Origin of the sequence: Isoptericola sp. NPDC057559 (genome assembly GCF_042801555.1) — a bacterium.
Classification (GTDB): domain Bacteria; phylum Actinomycetota; class Actinomycetes; order Actinomycetales; family Cellulomonadaceae; genus Isoptericola.
Genome location: NZ_JBHVFQ010000010.1, coordinates 120,862 through 136,922 on the forward strand (window position 1 = coordinate 120,862; position 16,061 = coordinate 136,922).

20 protein-coding genes are annotated in these 16,061 nt (G+C 76.2%); 10 read left to right on the forward strand and 10 right to left on the reverse strand.

The genetic code is table 11. From position 1 onward, the window contains the following. The first annotated feature begins 58 nt into the window (after positions 1-58). The gene (locus ACFU5J_RS11965) at positions 59-133 is read left to right on the forward strand and encodes a 50S ribosomal protein bL37 (protein ID WP_375791718.1); all 75 of its coding nucleotides are present in this window, start codon (positions 59-61) and stop codon (positions 131-133) included. Positions 134-225: 92 nt separating this feature from the next. Here the strand turns inward: ACFU5J_RS11965 and rsrA are convergent, their stop codons facing one another. The 3 genes from rsrA to ACFU5J_RS11980 form a co-directional block, all read right to left on the reverse strand. Next, entirely contained in the window at positions 226-507 is a 282-nt protein-coding gene (gene rsrA / locus ACFU5J_RS11970; protein WP_430577220.1) for a mycothiol system anti-sigma-R factor, read from the reverse strand. Further along, positions 504-1,193, reverse strand: coding sequence for a sigma-70 family RNA polymerase sigma factor (locus ACFU5J_RS11975; protein WP_430577219.1), 690 nt, complete (start codon positions 1,191-1,193; stop codon positions 504-506). Before ACFU5J_RS11975 ends, rsrA begins: the two co-directional genes overlap by 4 nt. Before the next feature lie 238 nt (positions 1,194-1,431). Then, positions 1,432-2,397, reverse strand: a complete 966-nt coding sequence (locus ACFU5J_RS11980) for a helix-turn-helix domain-containing protein (protein WP_430577218.1) — start codon at positions 2,395-2,397, stop codon at positions 1,432-1,434. Positions 2,398-2,490: 93 nt separating this feature from the next. Here ACFU5J_RS11980 and ACFU5J_RS11985 point away from each other — a divergent pair, with 93 nt between their 5' ends. The 8 genes from ACFU5J_RS11985 (at position 2,491) to hisN (ending at position 9,254) form a co-directional block, all read left to right on the forward strand. Beyond that, on the forward strand, positions 2,491-2,637 hold the full coding sequence (locus ACFU5J_RS11985) for a hypothetical protein (RefSeq protein ID WP_430577217.1): 147 nt from the start codon (positions 2,491-2,493) through the stop codon (positions 2,635-2,637). A 96-nt stretch (positions 2,638-2,733) separates the two neighbouring features. Then, a complete protein-coding gene (locus ACFU5J_RS11990) occupies positions 2,734-3,288 on the forward strand; it encodes a DoxX family protein (protein ID WP_430578847.1) in 555 nt (184 codons plus the stop codon). Between the two features lie 59 nt (positions 3,289-3,347). After that, complete coding sequence (aroA, locus tag ACFU5J_RS11995; RefSeq protein WP_430578848.1) at positions 3,348-4,715, forward strand: 3-phosphoshikimate 1-carboxyvinyltransferase; 1,368 nt, start codon at positions 3,348-3,350, stop codon at positions 4,713-4,715. Next, positions 4,715-5,764 carry a ribosome small subunit-dependent GTPase A gene (gene rsgA, locus ACFU5J_RS12000; protein WP_430577214.1) on the forward strand — a complete coding sequence of 350 codons (1,050 nt, stop codon included), beginning with the start codon at positions 4,715-4,717 and terminating at the stop codon, positions 5,762-5,764. Before aroA ends, rsgA begins: the two co-directional genes overlap by 1 nt. Before the next feature lie 80 nt (positions 5,765-5,844). Further along, a complete protein-coding gene (locus ACFU5J_RS12005; RefSeq protein WP_430577213.1) occupies positions 5,845-6,327 on the forward strand; it encodes a MarR family winged helix-turn-helix transcriptional regulator in 483 nt (160 codons plus the stop codon). Next, positions 6,324-7,787, forward strand: coding sequence for an MFS transporter (locus ACFU5J_RS12010; protein WP_430578849.1), 1,464 nt, complete (start codon positions 6,324-6,326; stop codon positions 7,785-7,787). The genes ACFU5J_RS12005 and ACFU5J_RS12010 overlap by 4 nt, the downstream gene beginning before the upstream one ends. Next, positions 7,784-8,356 carry a hydrolase gene (locus ACFU5J_RS12015; protein WP_430577211.1) on the forward strand — a complete coding sequence of 191 codons (573 nt, stop codon included), beginning with the start codon at positions 7,784-7,786 and terminating at the stop codon, positions 8,354-8,356. The genes ACFU5J_RS12010 and ACFU5J_RS12015 overlap by 4 nt, the downstream gene beginning before the upstream one ends. A gap of 76 nt (positions 8,357-8,432) precedes the next feature. Beyond that, positions 8,433-9,254 carry a histidinol-phosphatase gene (hisN, locus tag ACFU5J_RS12020; RefSeq protein WP_430577210.1) on the forward strand — a complete coding sequence of 274 codons (822 nt, stop codon included), beginning with the start codon at positions 8,433-8,435 and terminating at the stop codon, positions 9,252-9,254. Positions 9,255-9,263: 9 nt separating this feature from the next. On the opposite strand, the gene ACFU5J_RS12025 is transcribed toward hisN, so the two are convergent. The 6 genes from ACFU5J_RS12025 to ACFU5J_RS12050 form a co-directional block, all read right to left on the reverse strand. Next, on the reverse strand, positions 9,264-11,186 hold the full coding sequence (locus ACFU5J_RS12025; RefSeq protein WP_430578850.1) for an FtsX-like permease family protein: 1,923 nt from the start codon (positions 11,184-11,186) through the stop codon (positions 9,264-9,266). Beyond that, the gene (locus ACFU5J_RS12030) at positions 11,183-11,890 is read right to left on the reverse strand and encodes an ABC transporter ATP-binding protein (protein WP_430578851.1); all 708 of its coding nucleotides are present in this window, start codon (positions 11,888-11,890) and stop codon (positions 11,183-11,185) included. The genes ACFU5J_RS12025 and ACFU5J_RS12030 overlap by 4 nt, the downstream gene beginning before the upstream one ends. Further along, complete coding sequence (locus tag ACFU5J_RS12035) at positions 11,887-12,417, reverse strand: PadR family transcriptional regulator (protein ID WP_430578852.1); 531 nt, start codon at positions 12,415-12,417, stop codon at positions 11,887-11,889. The genes ACFU5J_RS12030 and ACFU5J_RS12035 overlap by 4 nt, the downstream gene beginning before the upstream one ends. A gap of 119 nt (positions 12,418-12,536) precedes the next feature. Then, positions 12,537-13,070 (reverse strand): DUF6912 family protein, encoded by a 534-nt coding sequence (locus ACFU5J_RS12040; RefSeq protein WP_430578853.1) that lies wholly within the window; start codon positions 13,068-13,070, stop codon positions 12,537-12,539. Between the two features lie 44 nt (positions 13,071-13,114). Beyond that, positions 13,115-14,473, reverse strand: coding sequence for a hypothetical protein (locus ACFU5J_RS12045; protein ID WP_430578854.1), 1,359 nt, complete (start codon positions 14,471-14,473; stop codon positions 13,115-13,117). Further along, positions 14,473-15,129: a hypothetical protein gene (locus ACFU5J_RS12050; protein ID WP_430578855.1), complete on the reverse strand. Its 657-nt coding sequence runs from the start codon at positions 15,127-15,129 to the stop codon at positions 14,473-14,475. Before ACFU5J_RS12050 ends, ACFU5J_RS12045 begins: the two co-directional genes overlap by 1 nt. Before the next feature lie 133 nt (positions 15,130-15,262). On the opposite strand from ACFU5J_RS12050, the gene ACFU5J_RS12055 reads away from it, so the two are divergent. Beyond that, entirely contained in the window at positions 15,263-15,472 is a 210-nt protein-coding gene (locus tag ACFU5J_RS12055) for a helix-turn-helix domain-containing protein (protein ID WP_430578856.1), read from the forward strand. 12 nt (positions 15,473-15,484) lie between these two features. Here the strand turns inward: ACFU5J_RS12055 and ACFU5J_RS12060 are convergent, their stop codons facing one another. Further along, the gene (locus ACFU5J_RS12060) at positions 15,485-16,033 is read right to left on the reverse strand and encodes a hypothetical protein (RefSeq protein WP_430578857.1); all 549 of its coding nucleotides are present in this window, start codon (positions 16,031-16,033) and stop codon (positions 15,485-15,487) included. Between the last annotated feature and the right edge of the window lie 28 nt (positions 16,034-16,061).

Sequence of the window (16,061 nt, forward strand, 5' to 3'; positions counted from 1 at the left end):
GTGGCAGCCATGTGGGATCATGGACGCGACCCCGTCCATCCTTCGTGAGGAGACCACCATGAGCAAGCGCGGTCGTAAGCGTCGTAGCCGCAAGGGCAACGGCGCGAACCACGGCAAGCGTCCCAACGCCTGATCACTCGGGCCGGGACGTCCGCCGGACACGTCGAAGGGCCGGGAACCCCACGGGGTTCCCGGCCCTTCGACGTGTCCGGTGCCTGCCGGCGGTCAGACGACCGTCGACATCACCGTCAGCTGCGCGTGGATGCGGACGCGGAGGGTCTCCGGCGCGCGCTCCGAGCAGGAGCGCCGGACGAGCTGCTTGACCAGCTCCTCGACGCTCAGCTCCGCGAGGCACGGGGAGCAGTGCGCCACGTGCGCGCGCATCCGCTGCTCGTCCTCGGGGGTCATCTCGGAGTCGAGGTACTCGTTCAGGTGGACGAGGGCGTGCTCGCACTCGTTCTCACCCTCGGCACGCTCGTGCGGGATGGGGGTGACGGGGTCGGTCATGACGCTCCTCCACGAGCCGAGACCAGTCCGCGCTGCGCGGCGTAGTCGGCGAGCAGCTCGCGCAGCTGCCGGCGCCCGCGGTGCAGCCGGGACATCACCGTCCCGATCGGCGTACCCATGATCTCGGCGATCTCCTTGTAGGGGAAGCCCTCGACGTCCGCGTAGTACACGACCATGCGTCGGTCCTCGGGCAGCTCCTGCAGCGCCCGCTTCACGTCGGAGTCCGGCAGCCGGTCGAGCGCCTCGGCCTCGGCCGACCGCAACCCCTGCGACGTGTGCGACGCGGCGCGCGCGATCTGCCAGTCCTCGACGTCCTCCGCCTGGGACTGCTGCGGCTCGCGCTGCTTCTTGCGGTAGCTGTTGATGAACGTGTTGGTGAGGATGCGGTACAGCCAGGCCTTGAGGTTCGTGCCCGGCTTGTACTGGTGGAACGCGGCGAACGCCTTGGCGAACGTCTCCTGCACCAGGTCCTCGGCGTCCGCGGGGTTGCGCGTCATGCGCAGCGCGGCGGAGTAGAGCTGGTCCAGGTACTGCAGCGCGTCACGCTCGAAGCGCGCGGCACGCGCCGCGCTGCTCTCTCCCTCGGGGGCACGTTCCGTGTCCTCGGGGATCTCCTCGCTGTCCGGGGTGGTCCCGGTGCTCCCGTGCAGCGCGTCGCCGCCTGCCGGGTCCAGATCCTGGGTCATCACCGTCGAGCCTAGTCCAGGCACAGGGAGGGGTCCTCCGATCCACGGGGTCTGCGGGCTGCTGCTGCCGGTCGCCGGGCGGGACGTGCTCGCCGTCAGGGCGTCGGCCGGGACGGCGAACAGCCGCACGGACTCAGGTCCGGCGTCGGGGACGGCGGCGAGCGCCGTCGGCGAGGTGCGGGTGTTCACGTCGGTGGCAACCGCGGGAGGGCCCCGCGCATTCCCGCCCCGGGAGAGCTCAGGAAGCGACCGGCGCGGCGAACCGGCGACGGTAGGCGACGGGGCTGGTGCCGAGCTGCCGGGCGAAGTGGTGGCGCAGCACCGGCGCGCTCCCGAACCCGCAGACACGGGCGATCTCGTCGACGGGCGCGGGGGTGGTCTCGAGCAGCTCCTGCGCGCGGGCCACCCGCTGACGCGCCAGCCAGGCGGCCGGCGTCGTCCCCGTCTCCTGGCGGAAGCGGCGCGCGAACGTCCGCTCCGAGAGCGCCGCGCGGCGCGCCAGGCGCGGGACGGTGTGCTCCTCGGCGAGGTGCGCGCGCATCCAGGAGAGCAGGCCCGCGAGGGACTCCCCCTCGCGGGGCAGCGGGTCGACGACGAACTGCGCCTGCCCGCCCTCCCGCTGGGGCGGCACCACCATGCGCCGCGCGATGCTCCGGGCCGCCTCGGCGCCGAGCTCCGACCGCACCAGGTGCAGCGCCGCGTCGATGCCCGCGGCGGTGCCGGCGCTGGTGAGCACCCGACCGTCCTCCACGTAGAGGGCGTCGGGGTCGACGTCGGCGGTGGGGACCTCGGCCGCCAGCCGCTCCGTGTACATCCAGTGCGTGGTGCACCGCCGCCCGTCGAGCAGGCCCGCCCCGGCGAGCGCGAACGCGCCCGAGCAGATGGCGAACAGCCACGCGCCCCGGTCGTGGGCGCCGCGCAGCGCGTCGAGGTAGGCGCCCGGGAGCACCTCGTCGCCCTCCTCGTCGATCCCGTAGGCGACGACGACGACGAGGTCCGCGTCGTCGAGCGCGTCCAAGCCGCGCTCCACGACCACGGGGAAGCCGCCCTTGGTCATCACCGGCCCGGGCCGCGGCGTGCAGAGGGTGAACTCGAACGCGGGGCCGCCGGTGTCCGAGCGGTCGATGCCGAACACCTCGTACGCGACGCCGAGCTCGAACGGCGCGACGCCCGGCACGACGACGGCGGCGACCTTGCGGATCATGCGACCAGCGTCCCACGATCATGGCGGGATGTCGATGCATCATGGCACTCCTGCCACTCGTGGCAGGAGTGCGCTGCGCGAAGACTTACTGCCATGACCACGATCCTGCTGATCCTCGCCCTCCTGCTGGTCGCCACCTACGGCGCGCGCCTCGTCCGCACGGTCCGCCGCGACGGGCTCGGGTCGCGGCGGCCGCCGCGGTCGCACCACGACTGGTGGGAGGGCGCGCCGCTCGCCTGAGCGCCCTCCGACCATGCCCGACACCACCCGACGCCACCGGGCGGCGCGCCCGCACGTCGCCGCGCAAGCCACGGACCCCTCTGCCACAGTGGGCCCATGCTGCTGCGCCGTATCGCCCGCCCCCTCCTCGCCGCACCGTTCGTCTACGACGGGATCCAGGCCGCCCTGCACCCGGCCGAGCACGTGGACGCCGCCCGCGACGGCGCCGCGCTGGTCACGGACGCCGTCGGCGCCGAGCCGCTGAGCGACCGCCAGCTCGGCCTGGTGGTCCGCGCGCACGGCGCCGTCACCGCCGCCGCCGGACTGCTCCTCGCCGTCGGGCGCACCCCGCGCACCGCGGCCCTCGCGCTGGCCGCCCTCACCGCGCCGCTCGCCGTCGCGCACCAGCCGTTCACGAGCAAGGGCGCCGAGCGCAGCCTGCGCACGGCCGCCTTCGTCAAGGACCTCGGCAAGGTCGGCGCCGCCGTGATCGCCGGCATCGACCTCGAGGGCCGCCCCGGCGTGAGCTACCGCGTGCACCAGGCGCGCGAGCACGCCGCCCGCGTCGCGGAGGCGAAGGCCGGGACCGTCCGGGCCAAGGCGGACACCGTCAAGGCCGCGACGACCGCGGAGGCCGCGAAGCTGCGTGCCAAGGTCGCCGAGGCGGTCTGAGGCCTCGACCGGGCGAGACGCGCGGCGACCGCCACGACCGGTGAACTAGCCTCGGTGCCATGACCGCCGCCGTGCCGCCGCACTCCGCCCCCGCCGTTCCCGACGCCGGCGGGCCGGCCGACGACGGCTGGACGGCGCCGGTCGCGACGGGCCCACTGGACGCGACGGTCGAGGTGCCGGGCAGCAAGTCCCTGACGAACCGCCTCCTCGTGCTGGCCGCGCTCGCCGACGGCCCCGGCACCCTGCGCGGCGCGCTGCGCTCGCGCGACGCCGACCTCATGATCGGCGCCCTGCGCGCCCTCGGCGCCGGGATCGACGAGGACGGCGACCCGAGCACCCTGCGCGTGACCCCCGGCCCGCTGCGGGGCGACGTGGACGTCGACGCCGGCCTCGCCGGCACCGTCATGCGCTTCCTGCCGCCGGTGGCGGCCCTGGCCGACGGGCCCGTGCGCTTCGACGGCGACCCGGAGGCCCGCGTCCGGCCGATGCTTCCCGTGCTGGAGGCGCTGCGCACCCTCGGCGTGCGCGTCACGGCCGCCGACGGCGACCGGCCGACGCACCTGCCCTTCACCGTGCACGGCACGGGCCGGGTGGCGGGCGGCGCCGTGGACGTCGACGCGTCCGCCTCCTCGCAGTTCGTCTCCGCCCTGCTGCTCGCGGGGGCCCGCTTCGAGCGCGGCCTCACGCTGCGGCACATCGGCACCACGCTGCCGAGCCTGCCCCACATCGCGATGACCGTGGCCACCCTGCGCGACGCGGGGGTCACGGTGGACGACTCCCGCGACGGCATCTGGCAGGTCTCCCCCGGCCCGGTCGCCGCGCGCGACGTGCGGGTCGAGCCCGACCTGTCCAACGCGGCCCCGTTCCTGGCCGCCGCGCTGGTCGGCGGAGGCACCGTGCGCGTGCCGGGCTGGCCCGCGGAGACGACCCAGCCGGGCGGGCTTCTCCCGGACCTGTTCGCCCGGCTCGGCGCCGACGTGCGGCAGGACGGCGACGTCGTGAGCGTCACCGGCACCGGAGAGATCCGCGGGGTCGACCTCGACCTGCGCGCCGCGGGCGAGCTCGCCCCGACGTTCGCCGTCCTCGCCGCCCTCGCCGACTCCCCCTCCCGGCTGCGCGGCATCGCCCACCTGCGCGGCCACGAGACGGACCGGTTGGCCGCGCTGGCCACCGAGATCACGCGCCTCGGCGGCCAGGCCGAGGAGACGCGCGACGGCCTCGTCATCACGCCGCGCCCCCTGCACGGCGGGCTGTTCCGCACGTACGCCGACCACCGCATGGCGACCTCGGCCGCGGTCCTGGGTCTGCGCGTGCCCGGCGTGCGGGTGGAGAACGTCGGGACCACCGCCAAGACGCTGCCCGGGTTCGACGCGATGTGGCTCCGCATGCTCGGGGCGGACGCCGGCGCGCGCGGGGTCGAGGCCTGATGGGCCGCCGCGCCGTCGACGAGCACGCGCAGTACGCGCGACCCTCGAAGCGCGGCTCGCGGCCCCGCTCCAAGCAGCGGCCCGAGCACGCCGACGCCGTCACGGGGATGGTGACGGGCGTCGACCGCGGGCGGTACACGCTCGTCGTCGACGACGGCACCCCGGACGAGCGGACCGTGCTCGCCATGAAGGCGCGCGAGCTCACGCGCACCCGCGTCGTCGTGGGCGACCGGGTGGACGTCGTGGGCGACACCTCCGGCGAGGAGGGCACGCTGGCGCGGATCGTGCGGATCCAGGACCGGTCGTCGGTGCTGCGCCGGACGGCGGACGACACCGACCCGTACGAGCGGATCGTCGTCGCGAACGCCGACCAGCTCGTCGTCGTGACGGCGCTCGCGCAGCCCGAGCCGCGCACGGGCATGATCGACCGCTGCGTCGTCGCCGCGTACGACGCCGGCATGGACGTGCTGCTGTGCCTCACCAAGGCCGACCTGGCCGACCCCGCGCCGCTGCGCGACCTCTACACGCCGATCGGCGTCGAGGTCGTCGTCACCCGGCGCGACGACCCGGCCAGCGTCGAGACCGTCCGCGAGCGCCTGGCCGGCCGCACGTCGGTGCTGGTCGGGCACTCCGGCGTCGGCAAGTCGACGCTCATCAACGCGCTCGTCCCCGACGCCGACCGCGCCACGGGGGTCGTGAACGACGTGACCGGGCGCGGCCGACACACGTCCACGTCCGCGGTGGCCCTGCGGCTGCCCGTGCCGGGCGGGCCCGACGGCCAGGACGGGTACGACGGGTGGGTGGTCGACACCCCCGGCGTCCGGTCGTTCGGGCTGGCGCACGTCGAGACGGACCACCTGCTGCAGGCGTTCGAGGACCTCGCCGAGGTCGCGGCCGAGTGCCCCCGGGGCTGCACGCACCTCGCCGACGCGCCGGACTGCGCCCTCGACGACTGGCTCGCGGCGTCGTCCGACGACGAGCGCCCGGCCCGCGAGGCCCGCGTCGCGTCGTTCCGGCGCCTGCTGACCGCGCGCCACTCCGCCGACTGACGTCGCGCGCCCGCTGCGGGCGGCGGTGATTCGTCAGGCAAGACTTGTCAGTCTGGACTGATGAGTTCTACGGTGGAGTCGTGCCCGTCTCCCCCGACCCCGCCCAGGCCGCGGCCGCCGCCCGCGAGCTGCGTTCCCTCGTCGGCCGGCTCCGCCGCCGGTTCATCGAGCTGAGCGACAACCAGGAGCTGACCCCGTCGCAGACCGCGCTGCTCTCGCGGCTGGCCAAGCACGGCCCGGCGTCTCCCAGCGCGCTCGCCGCCGCCGAGCGGGTCCGGCCGCAGTCGCTCGGCGCCACCCTCGGCGTCCTCGACGTGCGCGGGCTCGTGCGCCGCGACCCCGACCCGACCGACGGCCGCCGCCAGGTGGTGTCCCTCACCGACGACGGCCGAGCGTTCGTCGAAGGCCGTCGCGAGGCCGGGCAGGAGTGGCTGACCCGCGCCCTGCAGGAGCGCCTCAGCGGCGACGAGCTCGCCGCCGTCACGTCCGTCCTCGCCCTCCTGGACCGCACGCTGCTGGACGGTCCGGACGCCGCCCTCCCCCGGGGGGCCGCCCGCCCGTGACGCTGCTGCACCGCGCCTCCTCCCGCCCGGCCACGGCCGCCGCGGCGGAGGGCTACGACACCCGCCTCACCCTGCCGCTGGCGCTGGGCTCGCTGCTCAACCCCATCAACTCGTCGATGATCGCGGTGGCCCTGGTGCCCATCGGGATCGCGTTCGGCGCCCCGGCGGCGCAGACGGTCTGGCTGGTCACGGCGCTCTACCTGGTCACCGCGGTGGCGCAGCCCGTCGTGGGCCGGGTGGTCGACCTCGTCGGGCCCCGCCGCCCCTACCTGGTGGGCACCGCGCTGGTGGGCGTCGCCGGGCTGCTCGGCGCGTTCGCGCCCACGCTCGGCCTGCTCGTGCTGGCCCGCGCCCTCCTGGGCCTGGGCACCTGCGCCGCGTACCCGGCGGCGATGTCGCTGGTGCGGCGCGCCACCGACAGGTCCGGCGAGGGGCGCGGCACCGCCGCCGTCCTCACCGTCCTGGCGGTGACGAACCAGGTCGTGATGATCGTGGGCCCGACGCTCGGCGGCCTCCTCGTGGGGCTCGGCGGCTGGCGCACCCTCTTCCTGGTCAACGTCCCGCTCGCGGTCGCGTGCCTCGTGCTCGGCGGGCTGCGCCTGCCCCGCGTGGCGGGCACCACCGACCTGACCGTCGCCGACGGCGCCGCCCGCCCCTCCGTCGCGGCGCGCCTCGACGTGGCCGGGGTGGCCCTGTTCGCGGCGGCGCTCACCTCGCTCATGCTGGTGCTGGTCGGCGCGACCCCGTGGTGGGTGCTCGCCGTGACCGTCGTGACGGGCGCCGGCTTCGCGCGGCACGAGCTGCGCACCGCCCACCCGTTCATCGACCTCCGGCTGCTGGCCGGGAACCGCCCGCTGCTGCTCACGTACGCCCGCGCCCTCCTGACGGCCACCGCGACGTACGCGTTCATGTTCGGCTACGTGCAGTGGCTCGAGCAGGGCCGCGGCCTCGGCGAGGCCGCCGCCGGGCTCCTCATGCTGCCGACCTCGGTCGTCGCGGTCACCGTGGCGTCGGCGACAGGGCGCCGGGCGCCCGTCCGGGCCGCGCTGCTGGTCGGAGCGGCGTCCCTGCTGGTCGGCGGCGCCGTCCTCGCCGTCGTGCAGCCCGGCAGCCCGACCTGGGTGCTCGTCGTCGCCGGCGTCGGGATCGGCGGCATGCAGGGCCTGTCCGGGCTCGCGAACCAGAAGGCCCTCGCACAGCAGGCGGACAGCGCGTCCGTCGGCGCCGCCGCCGGGCTGCTGCGCACCTTCATGTACGTCGGCGCGCTCGTCTCCACGGCGGCGATCGCCGCCCTCTACGCCGACGGCCCCACCACCACCGGCCTGCACGACCTCGCCCTGGCGATGATCGGCTGCGCCGTCGCCGCCGGCGTCCTCACCCTGGCCGACCGCTCCCTGCGGCGCCGGCCGGCCGCCCCCACGTCCCCGCCCGCCCCCACCTCCGGAGAGAACCCCCGATGACCTTCACCACCCTGGACCCCCGCACCGCGCTCGTCGTCGTCGACCTTCAGGCAGGCATCCTCGCGATGCCCGTCGAGCCGCACCCCGCCGACGCCGTCCTCGCCCGCAGCGCGACGCTCGCCGACGCCTTCCGCGCCCGCGACCTGCCCGTCGTCCTCGTGCGCGTCACCGCGGCGCCCGACGGCGCGGACGCCGTGCCCGGCCGCACCGACGCCCCGCGCGGCGGCGCGCGCCCCGAGGGCTGGGACGTCCTCTCCCCCGACCTGCACACCGCCGCGTCGGACATCGTCGTCACCAAGCGGAACTGGGGGGCCTTCTACGGCACCGACCTCGACCTGCAGCTGCGCCGGCGCGGCGTGACCCAGGTCGTGCTGACCGGCATCGCCACGAGCATCGGCGTCGAGTCCACCGCCCGTGCCGCTCAGGAGCACGGCTACCACGTCTCCCTCGTCACCGACGCCATGGGCGACCGGTCCGCCGAGGACCACCGCCACTCCACCGAGCGCCTCTTCCCGCGCCTCGGCGAGTGCGGCACGACCGCCCAGCTGCTCGAGATCCTGGGCGACTGACCTCCGCGTCCCGCCTTCTGTCTCGCGCCCGCGTGCCGGGGCCCTGGCGGCGCCGTCGGACCGCTACGGTGTGACCGTGCCGTACACACAGCCGTCTCCCAGCCCGACCAGCGGCCCCGCGCGCACGTACGAGGACGACCTGCGCCTGGCCCACGTCATCGCCGACCAGGTGGACGCCATCACGATGTCCCGCTTCAAGGCGCTCGACCTGCGCGTGGAGACGAAGCCCGACAACACCCCCGTGAGCGACGCCGACCGGTCCGCCGAGGAGTTCATCCGGGCGCAGCTGCACCGGGCGCGCACCCGCGACGCCATCGTCGGCGAGGAGTACGGCTCCGCCGGCAGCGGCGCCCGCCGCTGGATCATCGACCCGATCGACGGCACCAAGAACTTCGTCCGCGGCGTGCCCGTGTGGGCCACGCTCATCGCGCTGGCCGACGGCGAGGACGTCGTCATGGGCCTCGTCTCCGCGCCCGCGCTCGGCCGCCGCTGGTGGGCCGCGAAGGGCTCCGGCGCCTGGACGGGCAAGTCGCTCGCGTCCGCGTCGCGCATGGCGGTGTCCGGCGTGAGCTCGCTCTCCGACGCCTCGTTCGCCTACTCCTCCCTGTCCGGCTGGGAGGAGCACGGCAAGCTCAACGGCTTCCTCGACCTCACCCGGCAGGTCTGGCGCACCCGCGGCTACGGCGACTTCTGGTCGTACATGCTCGTCGCCGAGGGCGCGGCCGACGTCGCTGCCGAGCCCGAGCTCGAGGTCTACGACATGGCCGCCCTCGTGCCGATCGTCACCGAGGCCGGCGGCCGTTTCACCGCCCTCGACGGCGCCCCCGGCCCGTGGCACCGCAGCGCCCTGGCCACCAACGGCCACCTGCACGACGAGGCGCTCGTCTACCTGGGGTGAACGTGTCCGCTATTCGCGGCGCAGCAGCTCCGGGGTGATGCGCGTGCGGATCAGCGGCACCGTCGCGACGGCGACCAGCACGCCGCCCCCGACGACCAGCGCGACCGCGATCCCCCACCGGCCCGGCCCGAGCAGGTCGTCCAGACCGGCCAGCCGCGCGTACGCACCAGCAAGCACCAGGCCGCAGCCCGCGCCGAGCGCCGCGGAGACCGCCACCGGCACCAGCACCTGGACCAGCTGGCCCGAGCGCAGCACGCCGCCCGGCACGCCCACCATCACCTGGCGCGCGACAGCCCGACGGCGCTCGACGGCGCGGTCCGTCGCCGTCAGCGCGAGCACCAGCAGACCGACGCCGACTGCCAGGCCGACCAGGGCGACCACCGCCGCCCGGACCCTGTCCACGGACGCGACGTCGTCCATCGGGTAGGGCCACGCGGCGTAGCCGTTCTCCTCGGCCCAGGCGACCACCAGGTCCTGGACGTCGACCCCGCCCTCGGCGACCACGTCGGCCCGCCTCAGGCCCTCTCCCGCCACCCCGGCGAGCGCCGGGGGGACGAAGACCGTGTAGTCCGGCCGCCCGTACACCCAGCGGTCGGTCTGGGCGGCCACGTCGACGACGATCGGGGACGACGGGCGGATCTCGAAGGCTCGCTCCGCGGGCGCCCGAACCTGCAGCGTGAACGGCTCGACGAGGCTCGGCGAACCTGCTCGCGGAAGGTCGGTCCAGATCTCCGAGTCGGGGCGGTCCGCGGCGAGGCGTGCGGGGCGCCCGTCGACGCAGCCGCTCTGCTCGACCACGAGGGACAGCTCCGCGCAGGTGCCGACGAAGACCTCGCCACAGCTCTCGACCTCCGGGTTGCAGACGTAGGACGCATCGCTCCTCGGCATGACCCCGAGGACCCCTGGGACGTCGTCGAGGGCGCGGAGCGCGACCGGGTCCAGCGTCGCGTCCGGGTCCTCGTCGAGGTTCGTGGCGTCGAGCCAGATCTTCTGCGGCCCGTCCTCGACGCTCTGCAGCGCGTAGCGGTACTGCGGCGTGCTCTCGAACGCGCCGATCACCGCGAGGGCACCGATCGCGAGGAAGGTCGCGGCGCCCAGCCCCGCGACGACCCGCGACGCCCCGGCCGCGTCGACCTGCACGGACCGGCCCGCGAGCACCGCGACCACGCCGCGCGAGCGCACGAGGACCCGCGCCACCCAGGACGTGACGAGCGGCGTGACCAGGGCGATGCCGACCGCGGTGACCGCCGCGCCGGCGAGGAGGAGGAACGTGTCGATCCCGGTCAGGCTCCCGGGCTCGGCGGCGGCGAGGAGGCCGAGGAGTCCCAGGCCCAGGGCGAGGACGACGAGTCGCCACGGGCGCGGCACGCGGGCGACGGCCTCCGACCGGGCGCGGCCGGGCAGCTCCCGGTTCCAGGTGGCGCCGGTCCCGACGACCACGGAGAGCGCAATGACCGCAGCCGCGACCGCCCCGGCGGCGCCCCACGAGATCTCCAGGGGCTGCGCGAGCCAGGCCGGGTCGTCGACGACGGCGCGGCCGGCGACGGGCGCGGCGAGCACGGTGAGCACCGCGCCGACGACGGACCCCGCGAGCGCCAGGACGCCGTTCTCGACGGCGGCGACGGCGCGCACCCGGCGCGGGGTCACCCCGATCATCCGCAGCGCGCCGAGGCGCCGGTCGCGGACGCCGGACGACAGCCGCCCGACGGTGACGAGCAGCACGATCGCGGGCAGCAGCAGGAACAGGTCGATCCCCAGGAGCTGGACCCGCGCGAGGGCCCGCGCGACCGGGTCCGGGTGGATCGCGACGGGCAGGGCGAGCGCGACGAGCAGGAGCGTGACCCCGACGGCGTTGCCCGTAGCGATCGACCACCCCCGCAGCGGGCCGCCGGCGCGCGCCAGGCGCAGGCCGAGGGCGACGGTGGCGGTCACGCGCCGACCGCCGTCGCCGCGACCGCCACGCCGGAACCTGCGCCGCCGAGCACGCTGCCGTCCCGGAGCAGGACGTCGCGGTGCGCCCACGCCGCCACGCGCAGCTCGTGCGTCACGAGCAGGACCGCCGTGCCCTGCGCGGTGGCCGCGTCGACGAGGGCCTCGAGCACGAGCTCACCGGTGGTGGTGTCGAGCGACCCGGTGGGCTCGTCGGCCAGCACGACGGGCGGCCGGTGGACGAGCGCCCGCGCGACGGCGCCCCGCTGCGCCTGGCCGCCCGACACCTCGCTGACCCGCTTGTGCGCGTGCTCCGAGACGCCGAGCCGGTCGAGCATGGCGAGCGCCTGCGCCCGGGCGCTCGTCGCGCGGACGCCGGTGAGGCGCAGCGGCAGCTCCACGTTCTCGGCGATGGTCAGCTCGGGGACGAGGTCGCCCAGCTGGAACACGAAGCCCATCTGCCGCAGCCGCAGGTCGGAGCGGCGCCGCTCGGACAGCGGGTCGAACCGCTCCCCGGCGAGCCACACCTCCCCGGCGTCCGGGCGCAGCAGCCCCGCCAGCAGGTGCAGCAGCGTCGACTTGCCCGAGCCGGACGGGCCGAGCAACGCGACCACCTCGCCCGGCTCCAGCGCCAGGTCCACGCCGCCGAGCACGGGCGTGGCGCCGTACGCGTGCCGCAGCCCGCGGCCCTCGAGGACGGCGCTCACCGGCCCGCCTCCCGCACCTCGTCGGCGACCGCCCCGAGCCGGGCGGAGGCGAGCTCGATCCAGCGGAGGTCGGCCTCGAGGTGCGCGATCTCGTAGTCGCCCGCGAGCCGGTCGACCACGTCGCCGCCACGCCGCGACGCGGTGAGCTCGCGCATGCGGTCCAGGTACGCGCGCCGGTGCGCGTCGAGGACCTGGTCGGCGGACCTCCCCACGACGAGCGCCAGGACCACGCGGGTGAACAGCTCGGACGGCCGACCGCCCGGGGGGTTCGGGGCGGCGAGCCACTCGTCGAGCTCGGTGACGCCCGCGGGGGTGATCGCGTAGACCTTGCGGTCGCCGCCGGCGCCCGCCTCCACGCCGACCCCGGACGCGAGCCCGTCCCGCTCGAGCCGCGCGAGCGTGGAGTACACCTGCCCGTACTTGAGCTCCCGGTCCTGGCCCAGCAGCGCGTCGTATCGGCGCTTGAGGTCGAAGCCGTGGGAGGGGCCGTCGTCGAGCAGGGCGAGCAACGCCATCGGGACCGTCATGCGGAGACCATACACCCAGTGTATACACCGAGTGAATACATGGGCGCAGGCGGGCCGCGCCGAGCAGAAGTCGGGCCCTGGCCGACGCCGCGACCAGGGCCCTCCCGCTCACCGCGCCCTCACGGGCGCGGGATCTGCGGGATCTCCGTGGGGTCGTACCAGAGCAGGTCGCGGTCGGTCACGCGCTGGAGCGCGGCATCCAGCGCCTCCTCGGACAGGGCGCCGACGTCGCCCGCGCGCTCGGCGTCGTTCTCCTCGTCGGCGGCCGCAAGGACGGCCCGGACGTCGGCGGCGGCCTCCGGCTCGTCGACGTGGACGGCGACGACCGCGACCCCGGCCAGCGCTCCGACGTCCACCGCGCTGGGCTCCTCGGCGCCGTCGGCCGCCGTCACGGAGGCGTCGGGCGCGTCGAGGGAGACGACCACGCGCAGCGGGGGCACGCCGCGGCGCGCGGCGACCAGAGCCAGGGAATCGTCCGCGGCGGCGAGGAACGCCTCGTACTCGCGGGCCTCGTCGTCGTCGTCGGACAGCTCGCGCACCAGGGCCGGCGTCACGGCGTGCGCCCGGCGCGCGGGGAGGTCCCAGCGCACGCCCCCGGCGGCGACGGCCGCACCCTCGAGCTCGTCCAGCGTGACGGGAACATAGATGCGCATGCGCACAGTCTGCCGCCCCGGGCGCCGTGCCGCTCGCACCCCGGTCAGACGGCCGCGGACGCCGCCGCCCGGACGCGCCCCGCGAGCGCCTCGAACGCCGCCGTCACCGGCGAGTCCGGCGCCTCCTCCGCGAGGGTGCGCCCGGCGAGCAGCGCGGCGTCGAGCCCGGCGGGGTCGTCCGGGACGAGATGTACGTCGTCCACGCCCGCGTACCGCGCGAGCGCGTCCCGCACGGCGCCCTCCGGACGGGCGCCGGCCGCCGACGACCGCACCCGGTTCGCGACGACGACCCGCTCCCCCGCGACGGCCACCGGCACGTCGCGCAGGTCCTCCAGGCCGCGCACGAGCCGCTGGATCCCGACCGGGTCGGCCGCCCCGACCACCACCACGACGTCCGCCGCCTGCAGCGCGGCGAACGTGGCGGCGTTGCGCTGCGGGGCGTGCGTGTCGTACATGAGCAGCTCGTCGGCCTCGAGGAGCGCGCCGCAGTCCACGACGGTCCAGTCGGCGAGCTCCCGGGCCCGCTCCAGCACGACCTCGACGGCACTGGCGGGCAGCTCGGGCCACCGCGCCGCGCGCGTGATCCCGGTCAGCACCCGCAGCCGGCCCCCGACCACCGGGCTGTGGCGGGCGAGGGTGGGGAGGTCGAGGGCGCCCTGGCCGGCCGCCCGAGCGACGGCGGCCAGGCCCGGCGCGTCGTCGAGCAGGCCCAGCCGGGCGGCCACGGAGGCCCCGTAGGTGTCGGCGTCGACCAGGAGCACGGCGTCCTGCCGTGGCGCCGGCGCGTCGCGACGTGCCCGGCCGTGCCGCCGACGTCGACCGGCGAGGCCTCCGAGCGCGGCCGCGAGCTCGAGCGCCGTCGTCGTGCGGCCCGGCGCTCCGACCGGTCCCCACACCGTCACCACCCGGCCGTGGCGCGGCCCGGCGTCGTCCGCCGCGAGATCCTCGCCGCCGTCCCCGGCGACCAGGTCGTCGAGCGGGTCGCGCGGGCCGCCGGACCCGAGCACGAGGTCGGCGGGCCCACCTCCCGGACCGCCGGGACCCGTGCGCACGGAGGCGACGTCGCGGACGGTGGAGAGAAGCACGGCCTCGTCGTACCGCTCGACGACGGCGTCGACCCCGAGGCCCTGCAGGCGGGCGACCGGCGCGGTGTCGTCGCCGAGCGCGACGACCCGCACCCCGGCGGCGTGCAGCCGGCCCACCGCCTCGCGGTCCAGGCCCGCGAGGTCGGCGGACACGACCGCCACGGTCCCGGCTCCCGCCGCGGCGGCGGCCAGGAGCTCGGCGAGGTCGCCGCAGCGGCGCGTCACCGTCGTCCCCGACCCGGGCGCGCCGAGCGCGACGACGACGTCGGTCTCGGCTGCTCCCCGCACCGCGCAGAGCACGGTCACCGCGGCGGCCATCACACGCCGGTCCCGGCCTGCGGCACCACGGTGACGGTCCCCGAGTCGCCCAGCGCCCGCAGGACCGCGGGCAGGTCGGGGGCGGGGACGAGCACGTGCAGCGTCGCCCCGTCGGACACGACGAGCCCCGTGCCGGCCTCGTCCACCTGCTCCACGACGACGTCCGTGACCAGCGGTGACGGGTCCGCGGCGGGGGCGTCGGACCCCGCGGGCGCCTCGGGCACCGCCCACAGGTCGACGACGGCGCCCGGCGTGACACGCGTGGACATCGCCTGGTCCACGGGCACGGAGACGGAGCGGACGTCCACGTCGGCCGCATCCCCCAGGGCCGATCGCGCCACGAGCTCGCCGTCGTCGACCACGCGCAGCGCCACCACGGACTCCGGCAGCTCCTGGTCGGCACGCACGTAGAGCTCGGTGCCCGAGTCGATCCGCACGTCGACCGTGCGCAGCCGGGCCACGTCCACGGTCTCGCCGGGCGTGAGCGTGCCGTCGGCGACGTACACGGGCACCGTGCGCCCCGCCGAGGAGACGGCCCACGACCCGAGGGCCACGGAAGCCGCGACGATGACGACCCCGACCACCAGCCGGGGGTCGCGCCAGGTGGGGCGGCGCAGTCGTGCCGCGACGGGTGCCGGCAAGGGGTCGGTGCTCACGGACGTCCTCCGGGGTTCTGGGGCGCAGCGTCGCGCCGGCCGGAACCTATCATCGGCGACCCCACGTGTGCTTCGGGCATCCACTGTGGACAACCGCCGCCAACGGCGATCATCGCTGTGCCAGAATGCCCGTATGACCAGCCGGTTCTTCTCCCTCGCCGACGTGCAGGAGCTGCTCAACATCTCCAGCACGCAGGCGTACTCCCTGGTGCGCTCGGGCGAGCTGCCCGCGATCCAGGTGGGCCCCAAGAAGGTGTGGCGGGTCGAGGCCAGCAAGCTCGAGGAGTACATCGAGCACCAGTACGCCCGCACCCGCGAGCGGATCGCCTCGGGCGAGCTCTGAGCCGAGCCGCCGTCAGGCCTCGCTGACCCGCAGGACGGCACCGAACGGCACCGTGCGCACGACCGGCCGCGCGCGGTCGGTCTCCTCCACGTCGAGATGGTCGGCGCCCACCCGGCCGATCCGGCCGGTGACCGACCCCCCGGCGGTCCGCACCAGCACCCGCGCCCGGTCGCGCTGCAGACCGCGCAGCACGTGACCGAGCCCGAGCCCGTCGGTCCGGGCGCGCGACGGCGCCGCGTGCAGCCCGAGCCCGACCACCGCGGCCAGCGCCGGCAACGGCACCAGGTGCTGCACCCGGCCGCGCGCTCCCCGGCCGTCGAGGAGCACCCACGTGCGCGCCACCCTCGCCACGCGACCCTCGACGCCCTCCCCGTCCAGCAGCTCCAGGCGCAGCACCGCACCGGTCGCCGCCCGCAGCCGGTCGACCAGCGGGATCGACGCCTGCTCGGCACGCGTCAGCTCCGCCACGGCACCCTCGCGCTCCGCGGCCGCCTCGGCGTCGAAGCGCGCCTCGAGGTCGGCGAAGAGCAGCTCCCACCTGGCCGGACCCGTGCCCGTCATGAGGCTCCTCTCGTCGCGCGACCGGTGC

Coding starts and splice junctions, on each gene's coding strand:
- rsrA (WP_430577220.1), bottom strand. CDS start 507: ATGACCGACCCCGTCACCCCCATCCCGCACGAGCGTGCCGAGGGTGAG.
- ACFU5J_RS11975 (WP_430577219.1), bottom strand. CDS start 1,193: ATGACCCAGGATCTGGACCCGGCAGGCGGCGACGCGCTGCACGGGAGC.
- ACFU5J_RS11980 (WP_430577218.1), bottom strand. CDS start 2,397: ATGATCCGCAAGGTCGCCGCCGTCGTCGTGCCGGGCGTCGCGCCGTTC.
- ACFU5J_RS11985 (WP_430577217.1), top strand. CDS start 2,491: ATGACCACGATCCTGCTGATCCTCGCCCTCCTGCTGGTCGCCACCTAC.
- ACFU5J_RS11990 (WP_430578847.1), top strand. CDS start 2,734: ATGCTGCTGCGCCGTATCGCCCGCCCCCTCCTCGCCGCACCGTTCGTC.
- aroA (WP_430578848.1), top strand. CDS start 3,348: ATGACCGCCGCCGTGCCGCCGCACTCCGCCCCCGCCGTTCCCGACGCC.
- rsgA (WP_430577214.1), top strand. CDS start 4,715: ATGGGCCGCCGCGCCGTCGACGAGCACGCGCAGTACGCGCGACCCTCG.
- ACFU5J_RS12015 (WP_430577211.1), top strand. CDS start 7,784: ATGACCTTCACCACCCTGGACCCCCGCACCGCGCTCGTCGTCGTCGAC.
- ACFU5J_RS12035 (WP_430578852.1), bottom strand. CDS start 12,417: ATGACGGTCCCGATGGCGTTGCTCGCCCTGCTCGACGACGGCCCCTCC.
- ACFU5J_RS12040 (WP_430578853.1), bottom strand. CDS start 13,070: ATGCGCATCTATGTTCCCGTCACGCTGGACGAGCTCGAGGGTGCGGCC.
- ACFU5J_RS12045 (WP_430578854.1), bottom strand. CDS start 14,473: ATGGCCGCCGCGGTGACCGTGCTCTGCGCGGTGCGGGGAGCAGCCGAG.
- ACFU5J_RS12055 (WP_430578856.1), top strand. CDS start 15,263: ATGACCAGCCGGTTCTTCTCCCTCGCCGACGTGCAGGAGCTGCTCAAC.
- ACFU5J_RS12060 (WP_430578857.1), bottom strand. CDS start 16,033: ATGACGGGCACGGGTCCGGCCAGGTGGGAGCTGCTCTTCGCCGACCTC.